Origin of the sequence: Pantoea sp. 1B4, from assembly GCF_016925765.1 — a bacterium.
Classification (GTDB): domain Bacteria; phylum Pseudomonadota; class Gammaproteobacteria; order Enterobacterales; family Enterobacteriaceae; genus Pantoea; species Pantoea agglomerans.
The window spans coordinates 2,674,179-2,697,399 of the sequence record NZ_JAEUWZ010000001.1; the positions used below are offsets into that span (position 1 = coordinate 2,674,179).

The 23,221-nt window shown below is 55.8% G+C and carries 15 protein-coding genes and 5 pseudogenes; 10 read left to right on the forward strand and 10 right to left on the reverse strand.

What is annotated here, in order from left to right; genetic code table 11:
* The first annotated feature begins 100 nt into the window (after positions 1–100).
* Complete coding sequence (locus JNO11_RS12975) at positions 101–556, forward strand: GNAT family N-acetyltransferase (RefSeq protein ID WP_010670997.1); 456 nt, start codon at positions 101–103, stop codon at positions 554–556.
* On the opposite strand, the pseudogene apbC reads toward JNO11_RS12975, so the two are convergent.
* Positions 553–1,666, reverse strand: a pseudogene (gene apbC / locus JNO11_RS12980) (iron-sulfur cluster carrier protein ApbC). The gene JNO11_RS12975 and the pseudogene apbC overlap by 4 nt on opposite strands.
* Before the next feature lie 177 nt (positions 1,667–1,843).
* Here apbC and metG point away from each other — a divergent pair.
* The 6 genes from metG to sanA all read left to right on the forward strand — a co-directional run bounded on the left by metG (position 1,844) and on the right by sanA (position 9,021).
* The gene (metG, locus tag JNO11_RS12985) at positions 1,844–3,877 is read left to right on the forward strand and encodes a methionine--tRNA ligase (protein WP_325177398.1); all 2,034 of its coding nucleotides are present in this window, start codon (positions 1,844–1,846) and stop codon (positions 3,875–3,877) included.
* A gap of 233 nt (positions 3,878–4,110) precedes the next feature.
* Positions 4,111–4,503, forward strand: coding sequence for a CidA/LrgA family protein (locus tag JNO11_RS12990; RefSeq protein ID WP_010248237.1), 393 nt, complete (start codon positions 4,111–4,113; stop codon positions 4,501–4,503).
* Positions 4,496–5,188, forward strand: a complete 693-nt coding sequence (locus tag JNO11_RS12995; RefSeq protein ID WP_010248240.1) for a CidB/LrgB family autolysis modulator — start codon at positions 4,496–4,498, stop codon at positions 5,186–5,188. The genes JNO11_RS12990 and JNO11_RS12995 overlap by 8 nt, the downstream gene beginning before the upstream one ends.
* A gap of 120 nt (positions 5,189–5,308) precedes the next feature.
* The gene (gene cdd / locus JNO11_RS13000) at positions 5,309–6,199 is read left to right on the forward strand and encodes a cytidine deaminase (protein WP_325177399.1); all 891 of its coding nucleotides are present in this window, start codon (positions 5,309–5,311) and stop codon (positions 6,197–6,199) included.
* A 269-nt stretch (positions 6,200–6,468) separates the two neighbouring features.
* Positions 6,469–8,166, forward strand: a complete 1,698-nt coding sequence (locus JNO11_RS13005) for an NAD-dependent malic enzyme (protein ID WP_033788243.1) — start codon at positions 6,469–6,471, stop codon at positions 8,164–8,166.
* A gap of 135 nt (positions 8,167–8,301) precedes the next feature.
* On the forward strand, positions 8,302–9,021 hold the full coding sequence (sanA, locus tag JNO11_RS13010) for an outer membrane permeability protein SanA (RefSeq protein WP_010248246.1): 720 nt from the start codon (positions 8,302–8,304) through the stop codon (positions 9,019–9,021).
* A gap of 689 nt (positions 9,022–9,710) precedes the next feature.
* On the opposite strand, the pseudogene mglC reads toward sanA, so the two are convergent.
* The 7 genes and pseudogenes from mglC to JNO11_RS13045 all read right to left on the reverse strand — a co-directional run.
* Positions 9,711–10,706: pseudogene (mglC, locus tag JNO11_RS13015) on the reverse strand (galactose/methyl galactoside ABC transporter permease MglC); the annotation flags it as partial.
* 35 nt (positions 10,707–10,741) lie between these two features.
* Positions 10,742–12,263 (reverse strand): annotated as a pseudogene (gene mglA / locus JNO11_RS13020) (galactose/methyl galactoside ABC transporter ATP-binding protein MglA).
* 69 nt (positions 12,264–12,332) lie between these two features.
* The gene (mglB, locus tag JNO11_RS13025; protein ID WP_325177400.1) at positions 12,333–13,328 is read right to left on the reverse strand and encodes a galactose/glucose ABC transporter substrate-binding protein MglB; all 996 of its coding nucleotides are present in this window, start codon (positions 13,326–13,328) and stop codon (positions 12,333–12,335) included.
* Between the two features lie 311 nt (positions 13,329–13,639).
* Positions 13,640–14,680 (reverse strand): HTH-type transcriptional regulator GalS, encoded by a 1,041-nt coding sequence (gene galS / locus JNO11_RS13030; RefSeq protein WP_022625039.1) that lies wholly within the window; start codon positions 14,678–14,680, stop codon positions 13,640–13,642.
* A gap of 147 nt (positions 14,681–14,827) precedes the next feature.
* The gene (gene yeiB / locus JNO11_RS13035; RefSeq protein ID WP_263054146.1) at positions 14,828–15,988 is read right to left on the reverse strand and encodes a DUF418 domain-containing protein YeiB; all 1,161 of its coding nucleotides are present in this window, start codon (positions 15,986–15,988) and stop codon (positions 14,828–14,830) included.
* A gap of 49 nt (positions 15,989–16,037) precedes the next feature.
* Positions 16,038–16,703 (reverse strand): GTP cyclohydrolase I FolE, encoded by a 666-nt coding sequence (folE, locus tag JNO11_RS13040; RefSeq protein ID WP_010248259.1) that lies wholly within the window; start codon positions 16,701–16,703, stop codon positions 16,038–16,040.
* A gap of 125 nt (positions 16,704–16,828) precedes the next feature.
* Positions 16,829–17,958 (reverse strand): annotated as a pseudogene (locus tag JNO11_RS13045) (YbfB/YjiJ family MFS transporter).
* 117 nt (positions 17,959–18,075) lie between these two features.
* On the opposite strand from JNO11_RS13045, the gene JNO11_RS13050 reads away from it, so the two are divergent.
* The 3 genes from JNO11_RS13050 to fghA all read left to right on the forward strand — a co-directional run bounded on the left by JNO11_RS13050 (position 18,076) and on the right by fghA (position 21,067).
* A complete protein-coding gene (locus tag JNO11_RS13050) occupies positions 18,076–18,987 on the forward strand; it encodes a LysR family transcriptional regulator (RefSeq protein ID WP_010248266.1) in 912 nt (303 codons plus the stop codon).
* 100 nt (positions 18,988–19,087) lie between these two features.
* Positions 19,088–20,212, forward strand: coding sequence for an S-(hydroxymethyl)glutathione dehydrogenase/class III alcohol dehydrogenase (locus JNO11_RS13055; RefSeq protein ID WP_010248270.1), 1,125 nt, complete (start codon positions 19,088–19,090; stop codon positions 20,210–20,212).
* A 12-nt stretch (positions 20,213–20,224) separates the two neighbouring features.
* Positions 20,225–21,067: an S-formylglutathione hydrolase gene (gene fghA / locus JNO11_RS13060; protein WP_325177401.1), complete on the forward strand. Its 843-nt coding sequence runs from the start codon at positions 20,225–20,227 to the stop codon at positions 21,065–21,067.
* Positions 21,068–21,218: 151 nt separating this feature from the next.
* On the opposite strand, the gene JNO11_RS13065 is transcribed toward fghA, so the two are convergent.
* Positions 21,219–22,010, reverse strand: a complete 792-nt coding sequence (locus JNO11_RS13065) for an ABC transporter ATP-binding protein (protein ID WP_022625043.1) — start codon at positions 22,008–22,010, stop codon at positions 21,219–21,221.
* 6 nt (positions 22,011–22,016) lie between these two features.
* Positions 22,017–23,084: pseudogene (locus JNO11_RS13070) on the reverse strand (iron ABC transporter permease); the annotation flags it as partial.
* Between the last annotated feature and the right edge of the window lie 137 nt (positions 23,085–23,221).

Here is a 23,221-nt window from a genome sequence, read left to right on the forward strand (position 1 = left end):
GTACAGCGATTTACGTGACATTTAACCCGCTTTATCTTTTCCGCCCCTCTCCGCAAATCGCTGCTAGTTTTGTTAGACCGGATTAAAAGGGAGCTGACTTGTGGAGATTCGTCCGTTTACTGAAGCCGATCGTCCTTTTCTGCGTACGCTGTTTCTGGCGGCGCGTCGGCATAACTGGCGCTGGCTGGACGGCAGCGAGTGGCAGCTGGAAGATTTTGATGGGGTAATCCTGGGTGAAACCGTGCTGGTCGCGGAAGCTGACGGACAGCGGGTCGGATTTGCCGGCCTGCTGGAGAACGATAATTTCCTGCACAGCCTCTATGTCGATCCTGACTGGCAGGGGCGCGGCGTGGGCAGCGCTTTGCTTAAGGCGGCAGAGGCGCGCTTTACCTCAACCGGTGCGCTGAAGTGCCTGCAGAAGAATAAAGCGGCGCAGGCCTTTTACCTGAAACATGGCTGGAAGATGATTTCACAGGGCGAAGGCGAACATGGCGGCTACGTGTTAATGCACTACCCGCTGGCCTCGCAATATGCCAGCGGGTCGGGTCGGGCTTAAAGCGCGCGGAACGCGATATCGCCGGGGATGACTTCGCCCTGCCAGTAAAGCTGGGCAGCAACGCGTCCGGCCAGCTGGCGATAAAGCGCGGTAAACTCGCTATCGGGCCGGCGAATCACCGTCGGCTGACCTTCATCGAGATCTTCGCGCAGGTCAATGTGCAGCGGCAGCTGGGCCAGCAGTTGCGTCTGGTAATCCTCTACCAGTTTTTGTGCGCCGCCGGTGCCGAAAATCGGCTCATGGAAGCCACACTGACTGCAGACATGCAGGCTCATGTTTTCCACCACGCCAAGTACCGGCACATTGACCTTTTCAAACATCACCAGCCCTTTGCGGGCATCAATCAGGGCGATATCCTGCGGCGTGGTCACCACCAGCGCGCCCGTGACCGGTACGTTCTGCGCCAGCGTTAGCTGAATGTCACCGGTACCGGGTGGCATATCCAGCACCAGATAATCCAGCTCAGGCCACAGCGTCTCGTTCAGCAGCTGCATCAGCGCTTTGCTGGCCATCGGCCCGCGCCACACCATCGCATTGTCGTCCGTGACCAGATAACCAATAGAGTTGGTTGCCAGCCCGTGCGCCATGATCGGCGCCATGTGGGTGCCATCCGGCGAGGTAGGCCGTTGATCCTGGGTGCCAAGCATGTTCGGAACTGACGGGCCATAAATGTCGGCGTCAAGAATACCGACCCGCGCCCCCCTCTGCTGCCAGCGCCAGCGCCATGTTCACGGCGGTGCTGGATTTACCCACGCCGCCTTTGCCAGAGCTGACCGCAATAATATTTTTCACGCCGTTGACGCCCGGCTGGTTTTTCACCCGTTTCAGGGTGGCAATATCATGGCTGAGTCGCCAGTCGATGGCACCCGCGCCGGTCTGACGCAGCAGTTCGGCGCTGACCTGCTCTTTCAGGACGTCGAACCCGCTGGCCCAGGCAAACGGCATCAGCAGCTCCACATGCAGCGTACCGTCAAGCTGTGCCACGTGATGTAACGCCTTCAGGGCGGTGAGATTCTGCTTAAGGGTCGAATGCTCAAAGCTTCTCAATACGCCAGCCACGATGGCGCGCAGGCCTTCTGGCGTCTGCGGTTCCCGGGATTGTGCTGTCATCCCCTACTCCTTATTTCTGCTGTGCTTACGCTGTGTTTCAGCGATGTATTGTCAATGATATCAGATGCTCGTGGATCTGCGGTGACCGGAGGGGGTGAATCCCTTGTGTTTACGCAGGAGAAGCCTTCAGTTACCATCTAAGCCCGTTTTTTCAATCAACAGAAAGCTACGCAAACTATGACTCAAGTCGCTAAAAAAATTCTGGTAACGTGCGCACTGCCTTACGCGAACGGATCAATCCATCTCGGCCATATGCTCGAGCATATCCAGGCCGACATTTGGGTGCGTTATCAGCGAATGCGTGGCAATCAGGTTTATTTCATCTGCGCCGATGATGCGCACGGCACGCCTATCATGCTGAAAGCTCAGCAGTTAGGGATTGCACCGGAGCAGATGATTGCAGAAATGAAAAGCGAGCATGAAGCCGACTTTGCCGGTTTCAACGTCAGCTATGACAACTATCACTCGACCCACGGCGACGAAAACCGTGAGCTTTCTGCGCTGATTTATGGCCGTCTGAAAGAGAAAGGTTTTATTAAAAACCGCACCATCTCCCAGCTTTACGATCCGGAAAAAGGGATGTTCCTGCCGGACCGTTTTGTGAAAGGCACCTGCCCGAAATGTAAATCTGCCGATCAGTATGGCGATAACTGCGAAGTGTGTGGCGCGACCTACAGCCCGACCGAGTTGATCGAGCCAAAATCGGTGGTCTCTGGTGCGACACCGGTTCTGCGCGACTCTGAACACTTCTTCTTTGATCTGCCCTCGTTCAGCGCCATGCTGCAGGCCTGGACCCGCTCGGGTGCGCTGCAGGATCAGGTGGCGAACAAAATGCAGGAGTGGTTCGAATCGGGCCTGCAGCAGTGGGATATCTCCCGAGACGCGCCTTACTTCGGCTTTGAAATTCCGGACGCGCCAGGCAAATATTTTTATGTCTGGCTGGATGCGCCTATCGGCTACATGGGCTCGTTCAAGAACCTGTGCGACAAGCGCGGCGACATCGACTTCGACGAATTCTGGCGTAAAGACTCCACGACCGAGCTCTATCACTTCATCGGTAAAGATATCGTCTACTTCCACAGCCTGTTCTGGCCAGCGATGCTGGAAGGCAGTAACTTCCGCAAGCCGAACAACCTGTTTGTGCACGGCTATGTCACCGTCAACGGTGCCAAGATGTCGAAGTCGCGCGGCACCTTTATTAAAGCCAGCACCTGGTTGCAGCATCTGGATGCGGACAGCCTGCGTTACTACTACGCGGCGAAACTCTCTTCACGTATCGACGATATCGACCTGAATCTGGAAGATTTCGTCCAGCGCGTAAACGCCGACATCGTCAACAAAGTGGTTAACCTGGCGTCACGTAACGCGGGCTTTATCACCAAACGCTTTGACGGCAAACTGGCGGCTGAGCTGGCCGATCCGGCGCTCTATCAGACCTTTGTGGACGCGTCAGAGAAGATTGGTGAAGCCTGGGCCGGTCGTGAATACAGCCGGGCTATTCGTGAGATCATGGCGCTGGCTGACCTGGCGAACCGTTATGTCGATGAGCAGGCTCCGTGGGTGGTGGCGAAGCAGGAAGGCCGTGATGCCGATCTGCAGGCGATCTGCTCAATGGGCATTAACCTGTTCCGCATTCTGATGACCTGGCTGAAGCCGGTGCTGCCGTCACTGAGCGCCCGTGCAGAAGGCTTCCTGAACTGCGAACTGAGCTGGGATGCTATCGCGCAACCGCTGCTGGATCACCAGGTTGCGCCATTCAAAGCGCTCTACAGCCGCATTGAGATGGCAAAGGTTGAAGGACTGATTGAGGCCTCGAAAGAGGATGCCGCTGCCGCCAGTGCACCGGCCGCAAGCGGCCCGCTGGCAGATTCGCCGGTAGGTGACACCATCACCATCGACGATTTCGCCAAAGTTGATATGCGCGTGGCGCTGATTGAGCAGGCGGAACTGGTTGAGGGTTCGGACAAGCTGCTGCGCCTGCAGCTCGACCTGGGCGGTGAAAAGCGTCAGATCTTCTCGGGTATCCGCGCCGCCTATCCCGATCCCTCTGTGCTGGTCGGTAAAATGACCATTATCGTGGCCAACCTCGCGCCGCGTAAAATGCGCTTTGGTATCTCTGAAGGCATGGTGCTGTCAGCGGGTCCTGGCGGCAAAGATCTGTTTGTGCTGTCCGTTGACAGCGGTGCTGTACCGGGAATGCCCGTTAAGTAACACTCTGCATTCTGCGGCTTTAACCGCTTAGCGCAGTGCCGTTCTCAAACCCTTCGTGCCTCATCACGGGCGCGAAGGGCTATCACTCCTCGCTCTGAATGTGCACCGTGTCCATTCCACTCCTGCCCCTGAAAATCTGTATCTGCTACGGCCATACCGCTGCATAAATGTGATCGCTAGCACGCTAAGCGGTTAATGCGTATGATGAAGCTCAGTGAAAACAGGAGCCTGCCATGCTCACCGTGCTGTCTGTCTGCGGGCGCTATCTTCGCGCCTTTATCATCATTTATCTCTGCTTATACGCCGGAATCGGCATCGCCTCGCTGCTGCCCATCAAACTGCCTGGCAGCATCCTTGGGATGTTAATTCTGTTTGCCCTGCTCGCCTCGCAGATCCTGCCTGTCAGCTGGGTTAAACCGGGCTGCCATCTGCTGATTCGCTATATGGCGCTGCTATTTGTGCCAATCAGCGTCGGGGTAATGAGCTACACCGATATTCTGACCGCGCAGTTTGGCCCTATCGTGATCTCCTGCGTCGTCAGCACCTTCCTGGTTCTCTCTATTGTCGGCGTAAGCGCCCACCAGCTTCATAGTCGCCGTCCGGCCGGGGAGTCAGGCGATGAGTGAAATATGGTGGTCACTGCCACTGACGCTGGCGGCATTTTTTCTGGCGCGCAAACTGGCGATACGGCTGAAAATCTCGCTGCTTAATCCGCTGCTGGTCGCGATGGCGATTATTATCCCGATTCTGCTGCTGTTGCAGCTGCCCTATTCGCGCTATTTCGCGGGCAGTCAGATTCTTAATCAGCTGCTGCAACCGGCAGTTGTCGCGCTGGCACTGCCGCTGTATGAGCAGATGCACCAGATCCGAGCCCGCTGGAAATCGATTATTGGCGTCTGCTTTATCGGCAGTGTGACCGCCATGACCTCTGGCACCGCTATTGCTCTGTGGATGGGTGCCACGCCTGAAATCGCCGCTACCATTGTTCCTAAATCCGTTACCACGCCCATTGCGATGGCCGTCTCCGGTTCGCTGCACGGTATTCCCGCCATCAGCGCCATCTGCGTGCTGATTGCCGGGGTACTGGGGGCGGTGTTCGGACATACCGTGCTGAATCTGCTTGGCGTGAAATCTAAAGCAGCGCGCGGACTGGCGATAGGTAACGCGTCGCACGCCCTCGGCACAGCGCGCGCCGCTGAACTCGACTATCAGGAAGGGGCATTCAGCTCACTGGCGCTGGTGATCTGCGGCATCATCACCTCACTGCTGGCGCCGTTTATTTTTCCGCTGCTGCTGCACTGGTTTGGCTGAAAGTTTGCGAGAGATCTCGCAAAGTTGAAACATGCAACACAGGTTACATTGTCAGAGCGATGTGGATCACATATAAACCGGTGACTGGCACATCGCCCTGCTGAATCTAATGAGGCTCACATGCAATCCCGTTTCCTCTCTGCCTTTGAGGCATTGCCGTCAACGCTGCAAACCGCACTCGCTCCGCTGCTGGACGATCCTGGCTTTCAGGCGGTGCTGAGCGCCGACCAGGTCGCCTCACTGCAGCAACAGACACAGATGGATGCCGATGCTCTGGCGCTGGCGCTGCTGCCCCTGGCGGCGGCCTGTGCCGTTGCTACCGTGTCGCATTTTAACGTCGGGGCTATCGCCCGTGGCGTCAGCGGCAACTGGTACTTCGGGGCCAACATGGAATTTACCGGTACGCCGTTGCAGCAGACGGTTCACGCCGAGCAGAGCGCCATTACCCATGCGTGGCTGCGTGGCGAAAGCCAGCTTGAGACGATCACCGTTAACTACACGCCGTGCGGTCACTGCCGTCAGTTTATGAACGAGCTGAACAGCGGCACGAACATTCGTATCAGCCTGCCACAACGCGCGGTCAGCACCCTGGCCGATTATCTGCCGGATGCCTTTGGACCGCGCGATCTGGACATCACGACCTTCCTGATGGACAGCGTGGATCACGGCTATGTAGCCGAAGGCGATGAACTGGTGCAGGCCGCAGTTGCCGCTGCCAATGCCAGCCACGCGCCTTACAGCCAGTCACACGCCGGTGTTGCGCTGCTGACCGCAACCGGCACGATTGTCATCGGGCGCTATGCGGAAAATGCCGCCTTTAACCCGAGTTTTCCGCCCCTTCAGGCGGCGCTGGTCCTGCTCAACATGCAGGGTGGCGATGTTCGTCAGATAAAAAAAGCGGTATTAGCCGAAGTGGAAAATGCCACGCTAAGCCAGTTCGCCGCCACACAGGCGACGCTTGAGACATTTGGTTGCGGTGAGCTGCTGCAGGTGACGCTGTACAAAGCATAACCCGCTGTCAGAGAGGCCACAGTTTTGTGAGCTTTTATGAACAAACGCTGTACTTCTGCGGGAAATTTCATAGGATCTGGCGCCAGAATTCACGTGATTACAAATTACTCTGAATAATTCAGGTTGCAGGATAGCAGCACGGTCGTGAATGTTTTAGCAGCGGTTCCCCTGCCGCTGCCAGGCCTGCAGTCTGAGCTATAACGGGTAAGAAAACTGGCGCTACCTTTCCGGCGTGACGCCAGACAACACTGCAACCGGAGCATTACCGCATGGAACTCGACTACGAAAGTAAACGCCCGCTGTATATCCCTTATGCTGGCCCGATTTTGCTGGAATTTCCCCTGCTGAACAAAGGCAGCGCCTTTAGTATCGAAGAACGTAACGAATTCAACCTCAACGGTCTGCTGCCAGAAGCAGTGGAATCGATTGAAGAGCAGGCGCAGCGTGCCTGGCGTCAGTTCCAGGACTTCAAAAACAATAACGATAAGCATGTCTACCTGCGTAACATCCAGGACACCAACGAAACGCTGTTCTACCGCCTGCTGGATAACCATCTCGAAGAGATGATGCCCATCATCTACACCCCGACCGTCGGCGCAGCCTGCGAACACTTCTCTGAAATCTACCGTCGTGCGCGCGGCGTCTTCATCTCCTACCCTAACCGCGACCATATCGAAGATATGCTGCAAAACGCCACCAAGCAGAATGTGAAGGTGATCGTGGTGACTGATGGCGAGCGTATTCTGGGCCTCGGCGATCAGGGCATCGGTGGTATGGGTATCCCGATTGGTAAGCTTTCACTCTATACCGCCTGTGGCGGCATCAGTCCGGCTTACACCCTGCCGGTGGTGTTGGATGTTGGTACCAACAACCAGCAGTTGCTGAACGATCCGCTCTATATGGGCTGGCGTCATCCGCGCATCACCGGTGATGAGTATGATGCGTTCGTGAACGATTTTATTCAGGCCGTTAAACGCCGCTGGCCGAAAGTGCTGTTGCAGTTTGAAGATTTCGCCCAGAAGAATGCCATGCCGCTGCTGAACCGCTATCGCGATGAAGTCTGCTGCTTTAATGATGATATTCAGGGCACTGCCGCCGTAACCGTGGGTACGCTGATTGCCGCCAGCCGCGCCGCCGGCAGCCGCCTGTGCGAGCAGAAAGTGGTGTTCCTGGGCGCCGGTTCCGCAGGTTGTGGTATCGCTGAACAGATCATCGCACAGATGAAATCCGAAGGTCTGAGTGACGAGGAAGCGCGTGGCCGCGTAATGATGGTGGATCGCTTTGGTCTGCTCACTGACAAGCTGCCTAACCTGCTCGATTTCCAGAGCAAGCTGGTGCAGAAGAGCGAAAACCTGCAGCAGTGGGATGTCACCAATGATTCCATCTCGCTGCTGGACGTGGTGCGCAATGCGCAGCCCGATATTCTGATTGGTGTCTCTGGCCAGCCGGGCCTGTTCACCGAAGAGATCATCCGCGAGATGCACAAGCACTGTAAGCGCCCTATTGTGATGCCACTGTCGAACCCGACATCACGCGTGGAAGCGACGCCAGCCGATATCATCGCCTGGACTGACGGTGCCGCACTGGTCGCAACCGGCAGTCCGTTCTCGCCGGTGAGCTGGAACGGTAAAACCTATCCGATTGCGCAGTGCAACAACTCCTACATCTTCCCGGGCATTGGTCTGGGTGTGATTGCTTCGGGTGCCAGCCGCGTTACCGATACCATGCTGATGACCGCCAGCCGCGCGCTCGCTGACTGCTCTCCGCTGGTGAATGAAGGTGAAGGCCCGGTGCTGCCTGAGATTAAAGATATCCAGGGTGTATCGAAAATCATTGCGATGGAAGTGGGTAAAGCTGCTCAGCTGGCGGGTGTCGCCGTGGTGACCTCTGAAGATGTGTTGTCACAGGCTATCGCCAACAACTTCTGGCTGCCGCAGTACCGTCATTATCGTCGTACCTCGATTTAATCTTCAGACTGCCGGATTGCATCCGATCCGGCAGTGTTCAAAAAGAGCACAGCCAGCCGGCAGTAACTTGCTTCACAGTGATAGCTCAAGTAGCCTTGTCCCATCTCACTATTCTGACATCGAGTCTCCAGGCGCATGCTGAAACGCGTTTTCATTGGTCTGCTTTTCATCATCTTACTGATGATGGCAACGGCGCTCGGCCTTGATCGCTGGATCAGCTGGAAAACTGCGCCCTTTATCTACGAAAATGTCGCCTCTTTGCCACATCGTCAGGTCGGTGTGGTACTGGGTACGGCGAAATATTATCGCACCGGCGTCATCAATCAGTATTACCTCTATCGTATGCAGGGCGCGCTGAATGCCTACAACAGCGGCAAGGTCAATTATCTGCTGTTAAGCGGTGATAACGCGCTGCAAAGCTATAACGAGCCGATGACGATGCGCCGCGATCTCATCAAAGCCGGTGTCGATCCGGCTGATATCGTGCTCGATTACGCCGGCTTCCGTACACTGGATTCGATTGTGCGCACCCGCAAAGTGTTTGATACCAACGACTTCATTATTATCACGCAGCGTTTCCATTGTGAGCGTGCGCTGTTTATCGCCCTACAGCTGGGTATTCAGGCGCAGTGTTATGCGGTGCCCTCACCGAAGAACATGCTTAGCGTGCGCTTCCGTGAGGTAGGTGCCCGGCTGGGCGCGCTGGTGGACCTCTTCCTGCTTAAGCGCGAACCGCGCTTCCTGGGCCCACTGGTGCCGATCCCCGCCGTACGCGATGTCCCTGAAGATGCGCAGAGCTACCCGGCAGTGACGCCGGAGCAGCTGCTGGAGCTGGAACAGAAGCTGCGGAAATAGCTCACGCGCTGCGGCTTCTTTATGCTGGTTACTGCTGTGCCGAAGTCTGGCAGTAACGTGCAAGGCTCTAGGAGCTGACGGTAATATGCTGGCTCAGGGAGCATACGCCTTCTGCAAAGACGCAGGACCTCTATACCTGGCGGGCTCAGCGTGGGCGATTACGCACCTCATCCCTGAGGTGCGCCCGTAAACGGGCCAACGCGCTGCGTTGTTCAAAAACGCTCCCGGCATTTTGTCCATAGCCTGCGATGCTTTATTACTACGGGCATATGCTCCCATCGTTTTAGCTTTTGTCGCCGTCTGATGGTGAAGACCGGTCTGCTGAGAAGTTGAAGCGAGCTACATATGACAGCAATAAATCAGCTCAACGCGCAGGGAACAGGGTCAGAGGAGGAAAGCGTCCCACGCCAGGGATGGCGTGGGCCGAGCGTGTCATGGATGACGGCTTTTGCGACTTTCCGATCTGACCGTGTTCCCTACGCATACTCGATCTCACAGCAACGATTCCAGCACTCTCCGCTATAAAAAGCGTTCTGCGGAGGAATGACACAGGCAGATCATTTACTGGCCTTAGCGTCTTTCCGATCTGACCGTGTTCCCTTCGCATACTCGATCTCACAGCAACACCCACCACTTCCACATAATAAAAAAAGCGACCCGAAGGTCGCTTTGTGAGCACTGAAGAAGACTTACTTCTTACGTGAATATTTCAGGGAATCCAGCGCCACGGCGAAGATGATGATGCCGCCTTTAATGATGTACTGCCAGTAAGGGTTGACGCCGATATAGGTCAGACCGTAGTTGATAACGGTGAAGATCAACACACCGGTCACTACGCCCGCCACGCTACCCACACCACCGGCGAAGGAGACACCGCCGACCACACAGGCCGCAATCGCATCCAGCTCATACATAAAGCCGAGGTTGTTGGTGGCCGAACCGATACGACCCGCTTCCAGCATCCCGCCGAAGGCGTAGAACACACCTGACAGGGCATAAATCATGATCAGGTTCAGGTTGACGTTAACGCCTGAGACTTTCGCCGCTTCCGGGTTACCGCCGATAGCAAAAATGTTCTTGCCGAAACGGGTTTTATTCCACAGCACCCAGACGAAAATAATGGCAATCACGGCGTAGAAGGTGATGAACGAGAGCTTGAAATCACCAAAGCGTAAGAAGCCCTGGGTAAATTTCGAGAACCCTGTATCAAAACCGGCAATCGGTGATGCGCCAACAAAGTCGTAATAGAGTGAGTTGATACCGTAAACGATGATCATGGTGCCCAGCGTGGTGATAAATGGCGTTACCTTGAGGTAAGCAATAATCACACCGTTGACCAGACCAATCACGCCGCCGATGATGCACACGGTCAGGATTACCAGTGGAATCGGCACCGTATCCAGCGTCGGGAAGACCTTATTCGCGTTATCCATCGCCTGCAGCAGCGTCGCGGCGACAACCGCCGCCAGACCGACCTGACGTCCGGCTGACAGGTCAGTACCCTGCGTCACAATCAGACCCGCCACACCCAGTGCAATAATAATGCGCACCGAAGATTGGGTCAGAATATTACTCAGGTTCATTAAACTTAAAAATGAGGGGTCCTGGAAAATAATAATAGCCAGCAATACCAGCAGCACGACATAAATGCCGCCCTCTTTTAACCAGGTTAGCGCATTCTTTTTTTGTAGTCGCTTTCATGTTAACAGCCCTTGCTTCATTAAAGGTGTAATGACGCTAAACGCAATATTTCGTTCTGCGTGGTCGTTTTGGTATCAACTATGCCTGCTACCAGACCATTACTCATTACCAGAATACGATCGGTAATGCCTAACAGCTCCGGCATTTCGGATGAGATAATAATGATGCCCTTTTCTCTTTTCGCCAGCTCAGCAATTAACTGGTAAATTTCGAATTTTGCACCAACATCAATACCGCGAGTGGGTTCATCAAGCATCAGGATTTCAGGCTGGGTCAATAACCAGCGGCCAATAATCACTTTTTGCTGGTTACCGCCCGAAAGCGAACCAATCTGAGTATGGTGGCCTGGCGTTTTTACACGCATAGAATCGATCACCCATTGGGTATCACTCTTCATGCGTTTATTATCCAGCAGTCCCATACTGTTTTTATATTTTTTGATATTGGAAATAAGCGAGTTAAAACCAATGTCGAGGAAAGCATAAATACCGGTTGAGCGACGCTCTTCAGTCACCAGCGCAAAACCGTGGTTAATGGCTTCATTGGCGCTGTGATTATTAATCGGTTTGCCATGCAGTTTAATGGTGCCGCCCGATTTTTCGCGAATGCCAAACAGCGTTTCGACGATATCGGTACGTTTGGCGCCCACCAGCCCGGCAATGCCGAGTATCTCCCCTTTACGCAAATCAAATGAGATGTCGCGAATCGATGGCTGACGCAGTGACGTCAGATGACGCACCTCAAGAATCGTCTCGCCTGGCACGTTAGTACGGTCAGGGAAACGCTGGTTCAGTGAACGGCCAACCATCATGGAGATGATCTTATCCATATCCAGCCCTTCCAGCGGCTGAGAAGTGATCCACTGACCATCACGCAGGATAGTAATCTCATCACACAGCTGGAAAATCTCTTCCATTTTATGCGAAATATAAACAATGCCACAGCCGCGATCTTTCAGCTTACGAATAATCGTGAACAGGTGATTAACCTCTTTCTCGGTTAACGAGGAGGTCGGCTCATCCATAATCACAATTTTCGCATCGTAGGAGAACGCTTTGGCAATTTCAATCATCTGCATCTGCGATACAGAAAGATTGGCAACTTTGTCGCGCGGATCGATATCGATATCCAGCTCGTCAAAAATCGCTTTGGTATCCCGGTACATTTTATCCTGATCGACAAAGAAGCCTTTGCGCGGATAACGCCCAAGCCACATATTGTCCATCACGGTACGCTGCAGAACCAGGTTTAATTCCTGATGCACCATCGACACGCCATTTTCCAGCGCCTCTTTGGAACTTTTATAGTCGATCTCTTTACCCTGAAACAGGATACTGCCGGTATCTTTTTTTATAAATACCAAACAGGCATTTTAATAAGGTGGATTTCCCGGCACCGTTCTCGCCCATTAATGCATGAACAGAGTGAGGCCGCACTTTTAAATTCACATTATCTAACGCTTTAACGCCGGGAAATGATTTTGAGACATCCGTCATTTCCAGCAGATATTCTCGCTGCGCGGTCGTATTATCACTGGCCATATTTTACCTGGCTAAAAAACGGTGGTGACATAAAAAAAGGCGCGACAGCGGTCGCACCCGTAATCGATCTTATTTCACGAACTGAGACAGATTTTCTTTATCAACCGGCACGTAAGGAACGCGGACGATCTTATCAACCATCTTGAAGTTTGTTCCGTCGGTGGCAGCTTTGCCGTTAGCCAGATTGTTGGCAATATCCAGCGTTGCTTTCGCCTGGTTTTCCGCATCGTTCAGCACGGTACCGGCCAGCGCACCGGATTTCACCAGCGCCAGCGCTTCTGGCAGTGCATCGACGCCGAAGACCGGGATTGAGGTCATGTTGTGCGCTTTCAGCGCTTCAACCGCACCCATCGCCATCGCATCGTTGTTGGCAATCACAACTTCGATTTTTTTGGCATTCGGGCCTGACAGCCACGCATCCATCTTATCTTTGGCCTGCGCGGTATCCCACATTGCAGTATCCATCGCTAACTGCTGGGTTTTCAGACCATCTTTGTTCAGGGTATCGATCACATATTTGGTACGGGCTTCTGCATCAGGATGGCCCGGCTCGCCTTTCAGCAGCACGAACTGAATCTGACCATCTTTGTTCAGATCCCACGCTGGTGTGGCTTTCCAGTGCTTCTCAATCAGCTGACCCTGAATGATGCCTGACTCTTTAGAGTCGGTACCGACATAGTAAGCTTTGTCATAACCGGCCAGCACTTTGGCGTTAGGTTCTTTGTTGAAGAAGACCACCGGCACGTCGTTGGCACGCGCTTTGTCTACTACCACCGCAGCCGCAGCCGGGTCAACCAGGTTAATCGCCAGCGCTTTCACGCCTTTTGCCATCAGCACGTCAATCTGATCATTCTGTTTGGACTGGTCATTCTGTGAATCATTCATCAGCAACTGCACGCCACCGATCGCTTTCGCTTCTTTCTCGATGTCTTTGCGCACCATTGACATGAAGTTGTCATCATATTTGTAAATGGTCACGCCGATACGGGTGACAGCTGCGTGAGCGGTTGCACCAAACATCATGCTGGCAACCAGTGCTGTAAGCGTGAAAACCTTCTTATTCATGGTATCTCCGGTTTTATTATGCAGGGTCTTTTTAGCGCTACCGCGCCATACAGGCGGGAGAGCAATCGGTAAAACAGATCGGCGCGTTGGTTAACGTAATGAGGTTGTTAAGCCATTGAACACCGTCTAAAACCTGACTTCCCTGTGCCAGAATGCTTCCATGAAGAGGGTATAAACCCTTTAACCGGCTACTGAGACCACAACTGATGCCGTTACACTGGCGTTACATAATGTTTCAGTCCGGTAAGACGCTGCCATCATAGTGAGAGCAATGTTAATTAACTGTGAATGTAATCACAGATTGAAAACGGTTACATGGCTGAATCGCCTGAATTAGTGACGGACTCCACATTTTGCCGCTGCGCCACCGAATGACGCCGCACCAGCGTTGGCATAAAGATGTGCGTTGCCGTGTCATCCAGCAGTCCGGCTGCGCCCTGCAGTGCCAGTTCAGTGGCGATTTTTGCCATAGATACAATAGGATAGCGTACAGTGGTTAACTGTGGATCGGTGTAACGGGAAATGGGGATATCATCAAAGCCAATGACAGAAAAATGCTGTGGCACCTGGATGCCGTTGTCTTTCAGCGCAGTGAGTGCGCCAGCCGCCATGCCGTCGTTATAGGCAAACACCGCACTGAGATTGAGATTGCGTCCCAGCAGCTCCACCATCGCCGCTTCGCCGCCCTGCATATCGGGCTCTGCGCTGGCTATCCAGCTCTCCTGCGGCCGGATGCCCTGCTCTGCCATCGCCTGAATCCACCCTTCACGGCGCTGCGCCACATCTTCGATGGGATGGCTGGAACAAAGGTAGCCAATGCGGCTATGCCCCTGCTGTAGCAGGGTTCGTGAGGCCATCAACGCACCCGTGACGTTATCCAGACTGACACTGCGGTGTTCAAATCCGGGCACGATGCGGTTAATCACCACCATGCCCGGAACGTGGCGCATAAAATCCGCCAGTTCAGCGTCAGGCAGCGTTTTCGCGTGTACCACCAGGGCGCTGCAACGCTGACGAATCAGCACTTCAATGGCATGACGCTCTTTCTCTTCCTGATGCCAGGAGTTGCTGATTAACACATGTTTGTGCACGCGCTGCGCCACGGTATCCACCGCTTTAACCAGTGCACCGAAGAAGGGATCCGAAACATCCATCACCACCACGCCAATGGTGTCACTGACCTGCGTCGCCAGCGCCTGCGCATTGGCGTTGGGGCGATAGCCCAGCGCTTCCACCGCCTGTAACACGGCGTCGCGGGTGTCAGAGGTGACGGCGCTGCTCTGATTGAGGACGCGCGACACGGTCGCCACCGACACGCCAGCCTGACGGGCAACATCACGAATTGTTATCATGCAGCAGTTCCACAAAGGAAAAATAAGGCATCACGCCGGGTTGAACACCGGCGCTATTTTGTCAGGGGCAGGAGGCGTACAGCGTGAATTGCGTCACATCAATGAAAACGGTTACATACAATTCTGTAACCTTTGTGATGGCGGTCATTATCTGGCGTTGTCAGTGATGCGCGATTTACCGGCTGAGATCAGCGTGAGCCGCCGCCACAGCCACTCCAGCGGACCCTGTGCGAAGAAATGTAACCAGATGAGTGAAAACAGGATATTGATAAGCCAGACCGCAGGCACCATCAGCACCAGCTCCAGCCGGGTAAAGTGCATATAGAAGCCGAAGCGATAGAATAGCGTGGTGCAGATCAGCGACTGCAGCAGATAGTTGGTCAGCGCCATGCGGCCCACGCACTGAATGGCATAGCTGATGCGCCAGCGCGCTATCTGCGGCCAGTAAGCCAGACAGAGCGCGGCATAGCCCAGGCTAATCAGCGGGCTGGCGAGATCGCGCGGGGTTTGCAGATAAAAAGCGGTCCAGCGGAATTCCCAATGTAACAGCCATTGCGCTGCCACACCGGCCACCGCAATTAATAACCCCATCGTCAGCAGCAGCGCCGCCGCCTGACGGTAATGTTGCGCTGGAAATTCGCCGAGCAGCCAGCCACTGCGCAGCAGTGCGCCACCGATCATCATCAGGCCCGCCAGCTGCCAGCCATACTGTGCTGCCAGCGCCATCAGTCCTGACGAGAGATGATCCAGCCGGTTCTGTATCGCTTCCCAGCCGCCGGTCAGTTTCCAGTACTGTTCATATTGCAGATCGGCAGCACCTGGCAGCCAGGATCGGGTCGGTTCAGGATCGGAGATTGACCCAAACACCAGCAGAACGCCACAGCCCACCAGGTAGAGCAGAATGCCGGTATTCATCAGGCTGCGGGTGGAAGGGACATCGCGCACCACCCGCCAGACCACCAGCCCGATAATGCCGTAGTCCAGCAGGATATCGCCCTCCCAGAGAAAGACGCCGTGCAGAAAACCGATCAGCACCAGCAGTGAGAGCCGGGCAGTCAGCCAGCGACTGCCGCGTGGCAGCTGCATTTGCAGACCTGCGCCAAACAGCAGCGCAAACAGGGTGAGGAATTTGAGCTGGGCAAAGGCGTCAGAGATCGCCCATGTCCAGACATCGGACAGGCTGACGCTGCCCTGCCAGGCCGGATTAAGGTAGGCGGCAGAAGGCAGGCCGAAGCCGACAATATTGAGCAGCAGAATGCCGAGAATGGCACATCCACGAATGAAATCCAGCGCGTGATAGCGTTGCATGCGGCACCTGCACCATTGAGGCGGGCAACGTTATGCGCCCGCCGTAGACTCAACTATGGCGCACCGCGCGCAAAAATTCCTGGCGGGTATTCTGGCTGGACTTGAACAGGCCACCCAGAGAGGTCGTCGTGGTGGCGCTGGTGGCATCTTTTACGCCACGCGCTTTCACGCAGTAATGCACCGCATCAATAGAAACAGCCACATTGTTGGTGCCCAGCAGCGTCTGCAGTGCGACCAGAACCTGCTGCGTCAGACGCTCCTGCACCTGCGGGCGCTGGGCGAAGAACTGCACGATACGGTTGATTTTCGACAGGCCAATCACCTTTTCTTTGGGAATGTAGGCGACGGTCGCTTTGCCATCGATGATCACAAAGTGGTGTTCACAGGTGCTGGTCAGCGTGATATCACGCACGGTCACCATCTCATCAACCTTCATTTTATTCTCAATGACGGTGATTTTCGGGAAGTTGGCGTAGTCGAGACCGGAAAAGACTTCATCCACATACATTTTGGCGATGCGATGCGGCGTTTCCATCAGGCTGTCATCTTCAAGATCCAGATTCAGCAGCTGCATAATCTCGGTCATGTGCCCGGCAATCAGACTTTTACGTGTGTTGTCATCTATATCGCGCGTCGGTGCACGTAACGGCGTTTCCAGTCCACGCGCCAGCAGCGCTTCGTGAACCAGGGCAGCTTCCTGACTTAGGGTGCTCATCTTACTCTTCTCCGGCTGGTGTTGCGCCCGCCAGCTTTTGCCAGCGGGCCCTGTAATCAGGCGCGTATTGTGAAACTTTCTTTGCGGGGAATCCAGCAATCAATCAGATTGGTGATGAAAGCTTTTCACCCGGTTCGCCGCCACACCAGCAGGCCGGCCCAGACCAGGCTAACCCCGGCAACCCACAGGGCAGGCTCCAGCCGATGTAACAAGGCTGTGGAGAGAAAAGAGAGCAGCGGGCCGACCAGCTGCCCGATAGCATAGCCGGTGGTCAGCAGGCCAGCCATGTAGCGCAGATGATTGGGTGCCAGCTCACGGGCGCAGAGCAGCGACAGCTGCACCACGCTGAGGAAACCGCCCCCCCACCAGCAGCGCACCGGCCAGCAGGCCGCTAAAGCCTGGCAGCAGCGCCGCGGCAAATACGCCCAGCGCCTGCGCCCACAGCACCAATGCCAGGCGGACGTGGCTGTGCCCCCCAGCGTCGCGTCAGGATCCCCAGCAGGATGCCGATCATCGCCGCGCCGCCAAAAATCGGCCAGACAAACTGCGCGAAGATGCCGTCAGGAAACCGCGTGGCGGCCATCTGCGACAAAAAGGTGGCGGGCAGAATGTAGCCAAAGCCCGCCAGACTGTAACTCAGTACCAGCCGTTTAAGGTTGCGATCCAGCACCAGCGGCTCGGGTGCCTGATCCGGGCGATGCAGTTCGCCCCGACGCGGCAGATTACGGGTAATCAGCGCAATCAGCAGCAGCGCCAGCGCACCGTAAGCGGCCCAGGCCAGACCGGCAGAAACCTGCAATGTGTGCAGCGCTACCCCCAGCAGACCGCTGACAAAAATGCCGCAGCCTGGCCCGGCAAAAACGGCCGCTGACAGCCCTGCCCGGCCATGGCGATGCAGCTGTTCATTGCTCCAGGCCGCCACCAGCACCATCGCCCAGCCGCTGGCCCAGCCAATCAGAAAGCGGATTGCGCCGTGCAGCCACGGTCCGCTGGCGAATGCTGAGAGCAGGGTCAGGATCACCGCGCCCCATACGCCCGCCTGCAATCGCAGCTCAACCCGCCGGTGTGCGCGCATGGCATCAAATGAGCCACACAGATAGCCAAGATAGTTAAGTGCCGCGACCAGGCTGGCACTGGTGAGTGTCAGTTGGTGTGCCTGAATCATCAGCGGCACCTGGGGCGTAAAGGCAAACCGGCCAATGCCCATCGCGACAAATAAGGTTAAAAACGCGCTGAGCGCGACGCGTAACGCCATTGCTGAACTCCTGTTGTTCTGCCCTGAGATCTCTTCTGACTTGCTAACAGCATGCAGGATGATTAAACTCACGGAAAGTGAATAATTTTAACCAACTTGCTTACAGGAAGAGAAGATATGGATTTAGTTCAGCTGCGTATGTTCTGTTCCGTCGCCGAAACGGGTTCACTGGCGCGCGCAGCAGAACAGCTGCATCGCGTCCCCTCTAATCTCACCACGCGGCTGCGCCAGCTGGAAGAAGAATTAGGTGTGGATCTCTTTATTCGTGAGAAACAGCGCATTCGCCTGTCACCAATGGGCCATAATTTTCTGAATTATGCGCAGCGTATCCTGGCATTAAGTGAAGAAGCGATGAGCATGACCCGCACCGGTGAACCGGCGGGCAACTTTGCGCTGGGCTCAATGGAGAGCACCGCGGCGACGCGTCTGCCCGGCCTGCTCGCCGCCTATCACCAGCGCTTCCCCAAAGTGGCGCTGTCGCTGATTACCGGCACCTCGGGCGAAATCATCGATCGGGTGCGTGAAGGCACCCTGGCGGCCGCGCTGGTGGATGGCCCGGTCTCCCATGACGATCTCAATGGCTGCATCGCCTTTCGCGAAGAGATGATACTGATCACCGGGCTCGATCATGCGCCAATCGCCACCGCGCGCGACGTACAGGACGACACTCTGTTTGCCTTTCGCAACAGCTGCTCTTACCGGGTGAAGCTGGAGAGCTGGTATCGGGACAGCCAGACTGCGCCCAACAGTGTGATGGAGATTCAGTCCTATCACGCCATGCTGGCCTGCGTGGCAGGCGGTGCGGGCGTAGCGATGATTCCGGCCTCGGTGCTGAAGCAGATGGCGGATCGGTCACGGGTGCAGGCGCATACGTTACCTCCCGCTTATCGCGACACCGCCACCTGGTTGATGTGGCGACGCGACGCCTTTACGCCGAATGTTGAAGCACTGAAGTACCTGATTATTGAACAATTTGACGATCGTCCGCTCAACGATGAGCTGATTTACCCATTACAGGCGGCGGAGTAAGCGTTCCACGCTATGTTTAAGAGCCTGACCCACCAGGCTTTGAATCATCACGACCACCCGGCGCCACTGCGCGTCACAATCTGACTGGAAGAGGGATTGCATGAATATGATCAAAACCCGTGCCGCTGTTGCCTGGGCTGCTGGCGAACCGCTGAAAATCGAAGAAGTTGATTTAATGCCACCGCAGAAAGGTGAAGTGCTGGTGCGTATCGTCGCGACCGGCGTCTGTCATACCGACGCCTACACCCTGTCCGGCACCGACCCGGAAGGCGTTTTCCCGGCGATTCTTGGCCATGAAGGCGGCGGCATCGTCGAAGCCGTGGGCGAAGGCGTGACCAGCGTTGAAGTGGGTGACCACGTCATTCCGCTCTACACGCCGGAGTGTGGCAAATGTAAATATTGTCTTTCAGGCAAAACTAACCTCTGCCAGGCGATCCGTACCACTCAGGGTAAAGGCCTGATGCCGGATGGCACCACCCGCTTCTTTAAAGATGGCAAACCCATTTTCCACTATATGGGCACCTCAACCTTCTCTGAGTACACGGTAATCCCGGAGATCTCGCTGGCGAAAATCAGTAAAGAAGCGCCGCTGGAAGAGGTTTGTCTGCTGGGCTGTGGCGTGACCACTGGCATGGGCGCGGTGATGAACACTGCCAAAGTGAAAGAAGGCGACACCGTGGCGATTTTCGGTCTCGGCGGCATTGGCCTCTCTGCGGTCATCGGCGCGAAGATGGCGAAAGCGGGCCGCATCATTGCCATCGACCTTAACACCAGCAAATTCGATCTGGCACGCAAACTGGGTGCCACCGATCTGATCAACCCGAAAGATTACGACAAGCCGATTCAGGATGTGATCGTCGAGCTGACCGACGGCGGCGTGGATTTCTCGTTTGAATGTATTGGTAACGTCAACGTGATGCGTTCCGCGCTCGAGTGCTGTCATAAAGGCTGGGGCGAGTCCGTGATTATCGGCGTCGCCGGTGCCGGTGAAGAGATCTCCACCCGTCCGTTCCAGCTGGTGACCGGTCGCGTCTGGCGCGGTTCCGCGTTTGGCGGCGTCAAAGGCCGTTCGCAGCTGCCTGGCATTGTGCAGGATTACCTCGACGGTAAATTTGCGCTGAACGACTTCATCACTCACACCATGCCGCTGGAAGAGATCAACGACGCCTTTGATTTGATGCACGAAGGAAAATCGATTCGCTCGGTCGTGCACTTTAACAAGTAATCAGGAGGCGTTATGGCATCCACTCTGGAGCTACTGGAAGAACACCGTATTTTTGGCGGCTGGCAGCAGCGCTGGCGTCATCAGTCTGCGGTGCTGAATTGCCCGATGACCTTCAGCATCTATCTGCCTGGGCCGCACGGTGATGCGCCGCCGCCGGTGGTCTGGTTTCTGGCCGGGCTGACCTGCAACGATGAGAACTTCACCAGCAAAGCCGGCGCACAGCGGGTTGCAGCGGAACTGGGTCTGGTGCTGATTATGCCGGATACCAGCCCGCGCGGCGAAGGGGTTGCGAATGATGAAGGATACGATCTGGGTCAGGGCGCGGGATTTTATCTCAATGCCACCCAACAGCCCTGGGCCAGCCATTTCCGCATGTTCGATTATCTGAGCAACGAGTTACCCGCCCTGATTGCGGATAACTTCAAGGTCAGTGAACGTCAGTCGATTATGGGTCACTCGATGGGCGGACACGGCGCGCTGATGCTGGCGCTGCGTCTGGGTAACCGCTTTGCCTCGGCTTCCGCTTTTGCACCGATTGTGAATCCGATGCAGGTACCCTGGGGCCAGAAAGCGTTTCAGGCCTATCTGGGCGACGATCGTGCAACGTGGCGGGAATATGACAGCTGCCAGCTGATGGCGGAGGTGTCGCATCGGCTGCCAATGCTGATCGATCAGGGCGACAGCGATCAGTTCCTGGCCGATCAGCTGCAACCGGAGCGGTTACAAGAGGTCGCGAATGAGGTGGGTTTCCCGCTGACGCTGCGCATTCAGCCGGGTTATGACCATAGCTACTTCTTTATAGCCAGCTTTGTGGAAGATCATCTGCGCTTCCATGCGCAGCATCTGCTGGCGTAAACAATCAGGGCCGCAATCGCGGCCCTGAACTTTTATGCCTGCTCTGCTGGCTAACGCTCTGTCACAGAGCCAGCATACTGCCAGCCTGCCCTGTAAAAATTCCTTTCTCAGAACAGTGATGCTCAGCGCCCTACCGGACGCCTCCTCAATATCAGACCAGTGCCGGGCCGGTCAGCCCGTCGATCATCACCTGCGGGATACCACGCGAGCAGTGTTCGATACGACCATCGACGCCATACACCTTTGCCAGAGTGGCAGGCGTGATCACCTTATCCGGCTGCCCTTCCGCCACCAGCGCGCCCTGCTTCAGCATCAGCGCATGTTGCGCATGACGCAGTGCAATATTGATGTCATGCACCACTACCACCGTCACGATGTTACGCTGAGCGGTTTCGCGCCGCACCAGATCCATCACGTGAAACTGGTAGTTGAGATCCAGCGCGCTCAGCGGTTCATCCAGCAGCAGCAGCTTAGGGCGACGGATCAGTGACTGCGCCAGCCCGACCAGCTGTTTCTGTCCGCCGGAGAGCTGATCGAGATATCGCATCGCCAGATGGGCAATGCCCAGTTGTTCCAGCAGATGCATGATTTCCGCTTCGCTGCTGGCGCTGTGCAGACCACCGGAGGCACGCTGCGCCACGATGATCGACTCCAGCACATGCAGATGCACGCCCGCAGGCAGCGACTGCGGCAGATAAACCACGTTCTTCGCACGCCGGGCAAACGGCTGGGTCATGAGATCCTCACCGTTGAGCCACATTTCGCCCTGGCCTTTGTTCAGCCCGGCCAGTGCACGCAGCAGCGTCGATTTACCACAGCCATTCGGCCCCAGCAGCACGGTGATCTCGCCGCGCGGCAGCGGCGCGATATTAAGATTATCAATGACTTTATTTTTTGGGTACCCGGCACTGAAGCCGCGTAACGTCAGACCCTGTTCCATCATACCGTCCCCCCGATGACGCAGAATAATACTCAGGAAGAACGGCACGCCAATCAGTGAGGTGACAATGCCAACCGGGATGATTACACCGGGGAGCAGGTTTTTCGAGGCGACCGACGCCAGCGACAGCACCAGCGCGCCAACCAGCGCACTGGCGGGCAAATAGAAACGGTGATCTTCACCAAACATCATGCGGGCGATATGGGGAGCGACCAGCCCAATGAAACCGATCGGGCCGACAAACGCGACCGCCAGGGCAGAGAGGATGCTGATGCGCAGTAAGGTAGTCAGACGCAGACGACGCACATCAATGCCAAAGCTTACCGCGCGGTCTTCGCCCAGACGCAGCGCCGTCAGCTTCCAGCTGCTCATCATTGAAAACGGTACCAGAATGGCCAGCGCCACGCTCAGCACGCCCAGCTTTTCCCAGGAGGCGCGCGCCAGGCTGCCCATGGTCCAGAACACCAGGCCCTGCAGGGTATCTTCGCTGGCGATGAACTGCATCATGGATACCAGAGCGTTAAAGGTGAAGACCAGCGCGATACCGAACAGCACCACGCCCGCCGAAGAGACCTGAGTCCAGCGGGTCACGGCATCCAGCATCAGCGCGGCAAACAGGGCAAAGACAAAGGCATTGGCAGAAATTAACCACTGATCGGGAATGCCGGGAATACCCACGCCGAGGATGATGGCCAGCGCGGCACCAAACGCCGCCGCCGATGAGACACCGAGGGTAAACGGACTGGCCAGCGGGTTATTCAGGATGGTCTGCATTTCTGCGCCCGCCAGACCCAGCGACAGGCCCACTACCAGCGCCATCAGCGCATAGGGCAGACGAATGTCCCAGACAATGACGCGCGTGCCGGCATCGACGCTCTCGGGGCTGAGCAGCGTATTCCACAGCGTTTCAAGTGAGAGTCCCGCCGGACCCAGCGTGAAGTCGAGGATCAGCGAGGCGAGTATCGCCAGCAACAGCACGCCAATCCAGATTAAGCGGCGGCGCAGCACCTGATGATAGTTCTGCATGGTGTGGTGAAGCGTCTCTTCCCCCGCCAGCAGCGAAGTTTCGGTAGTCATGTTTGAACCCTGTGTGGCTATCACGTCAGAAAACGCAGCCACAATAGTGCAGGTGATAATAATTATCAATTCGAGAACATAAGCGAGACGTGAAAAAACAGTAAAAAACGGTGTTGCAGGCAGGAGAATGGCTCAGG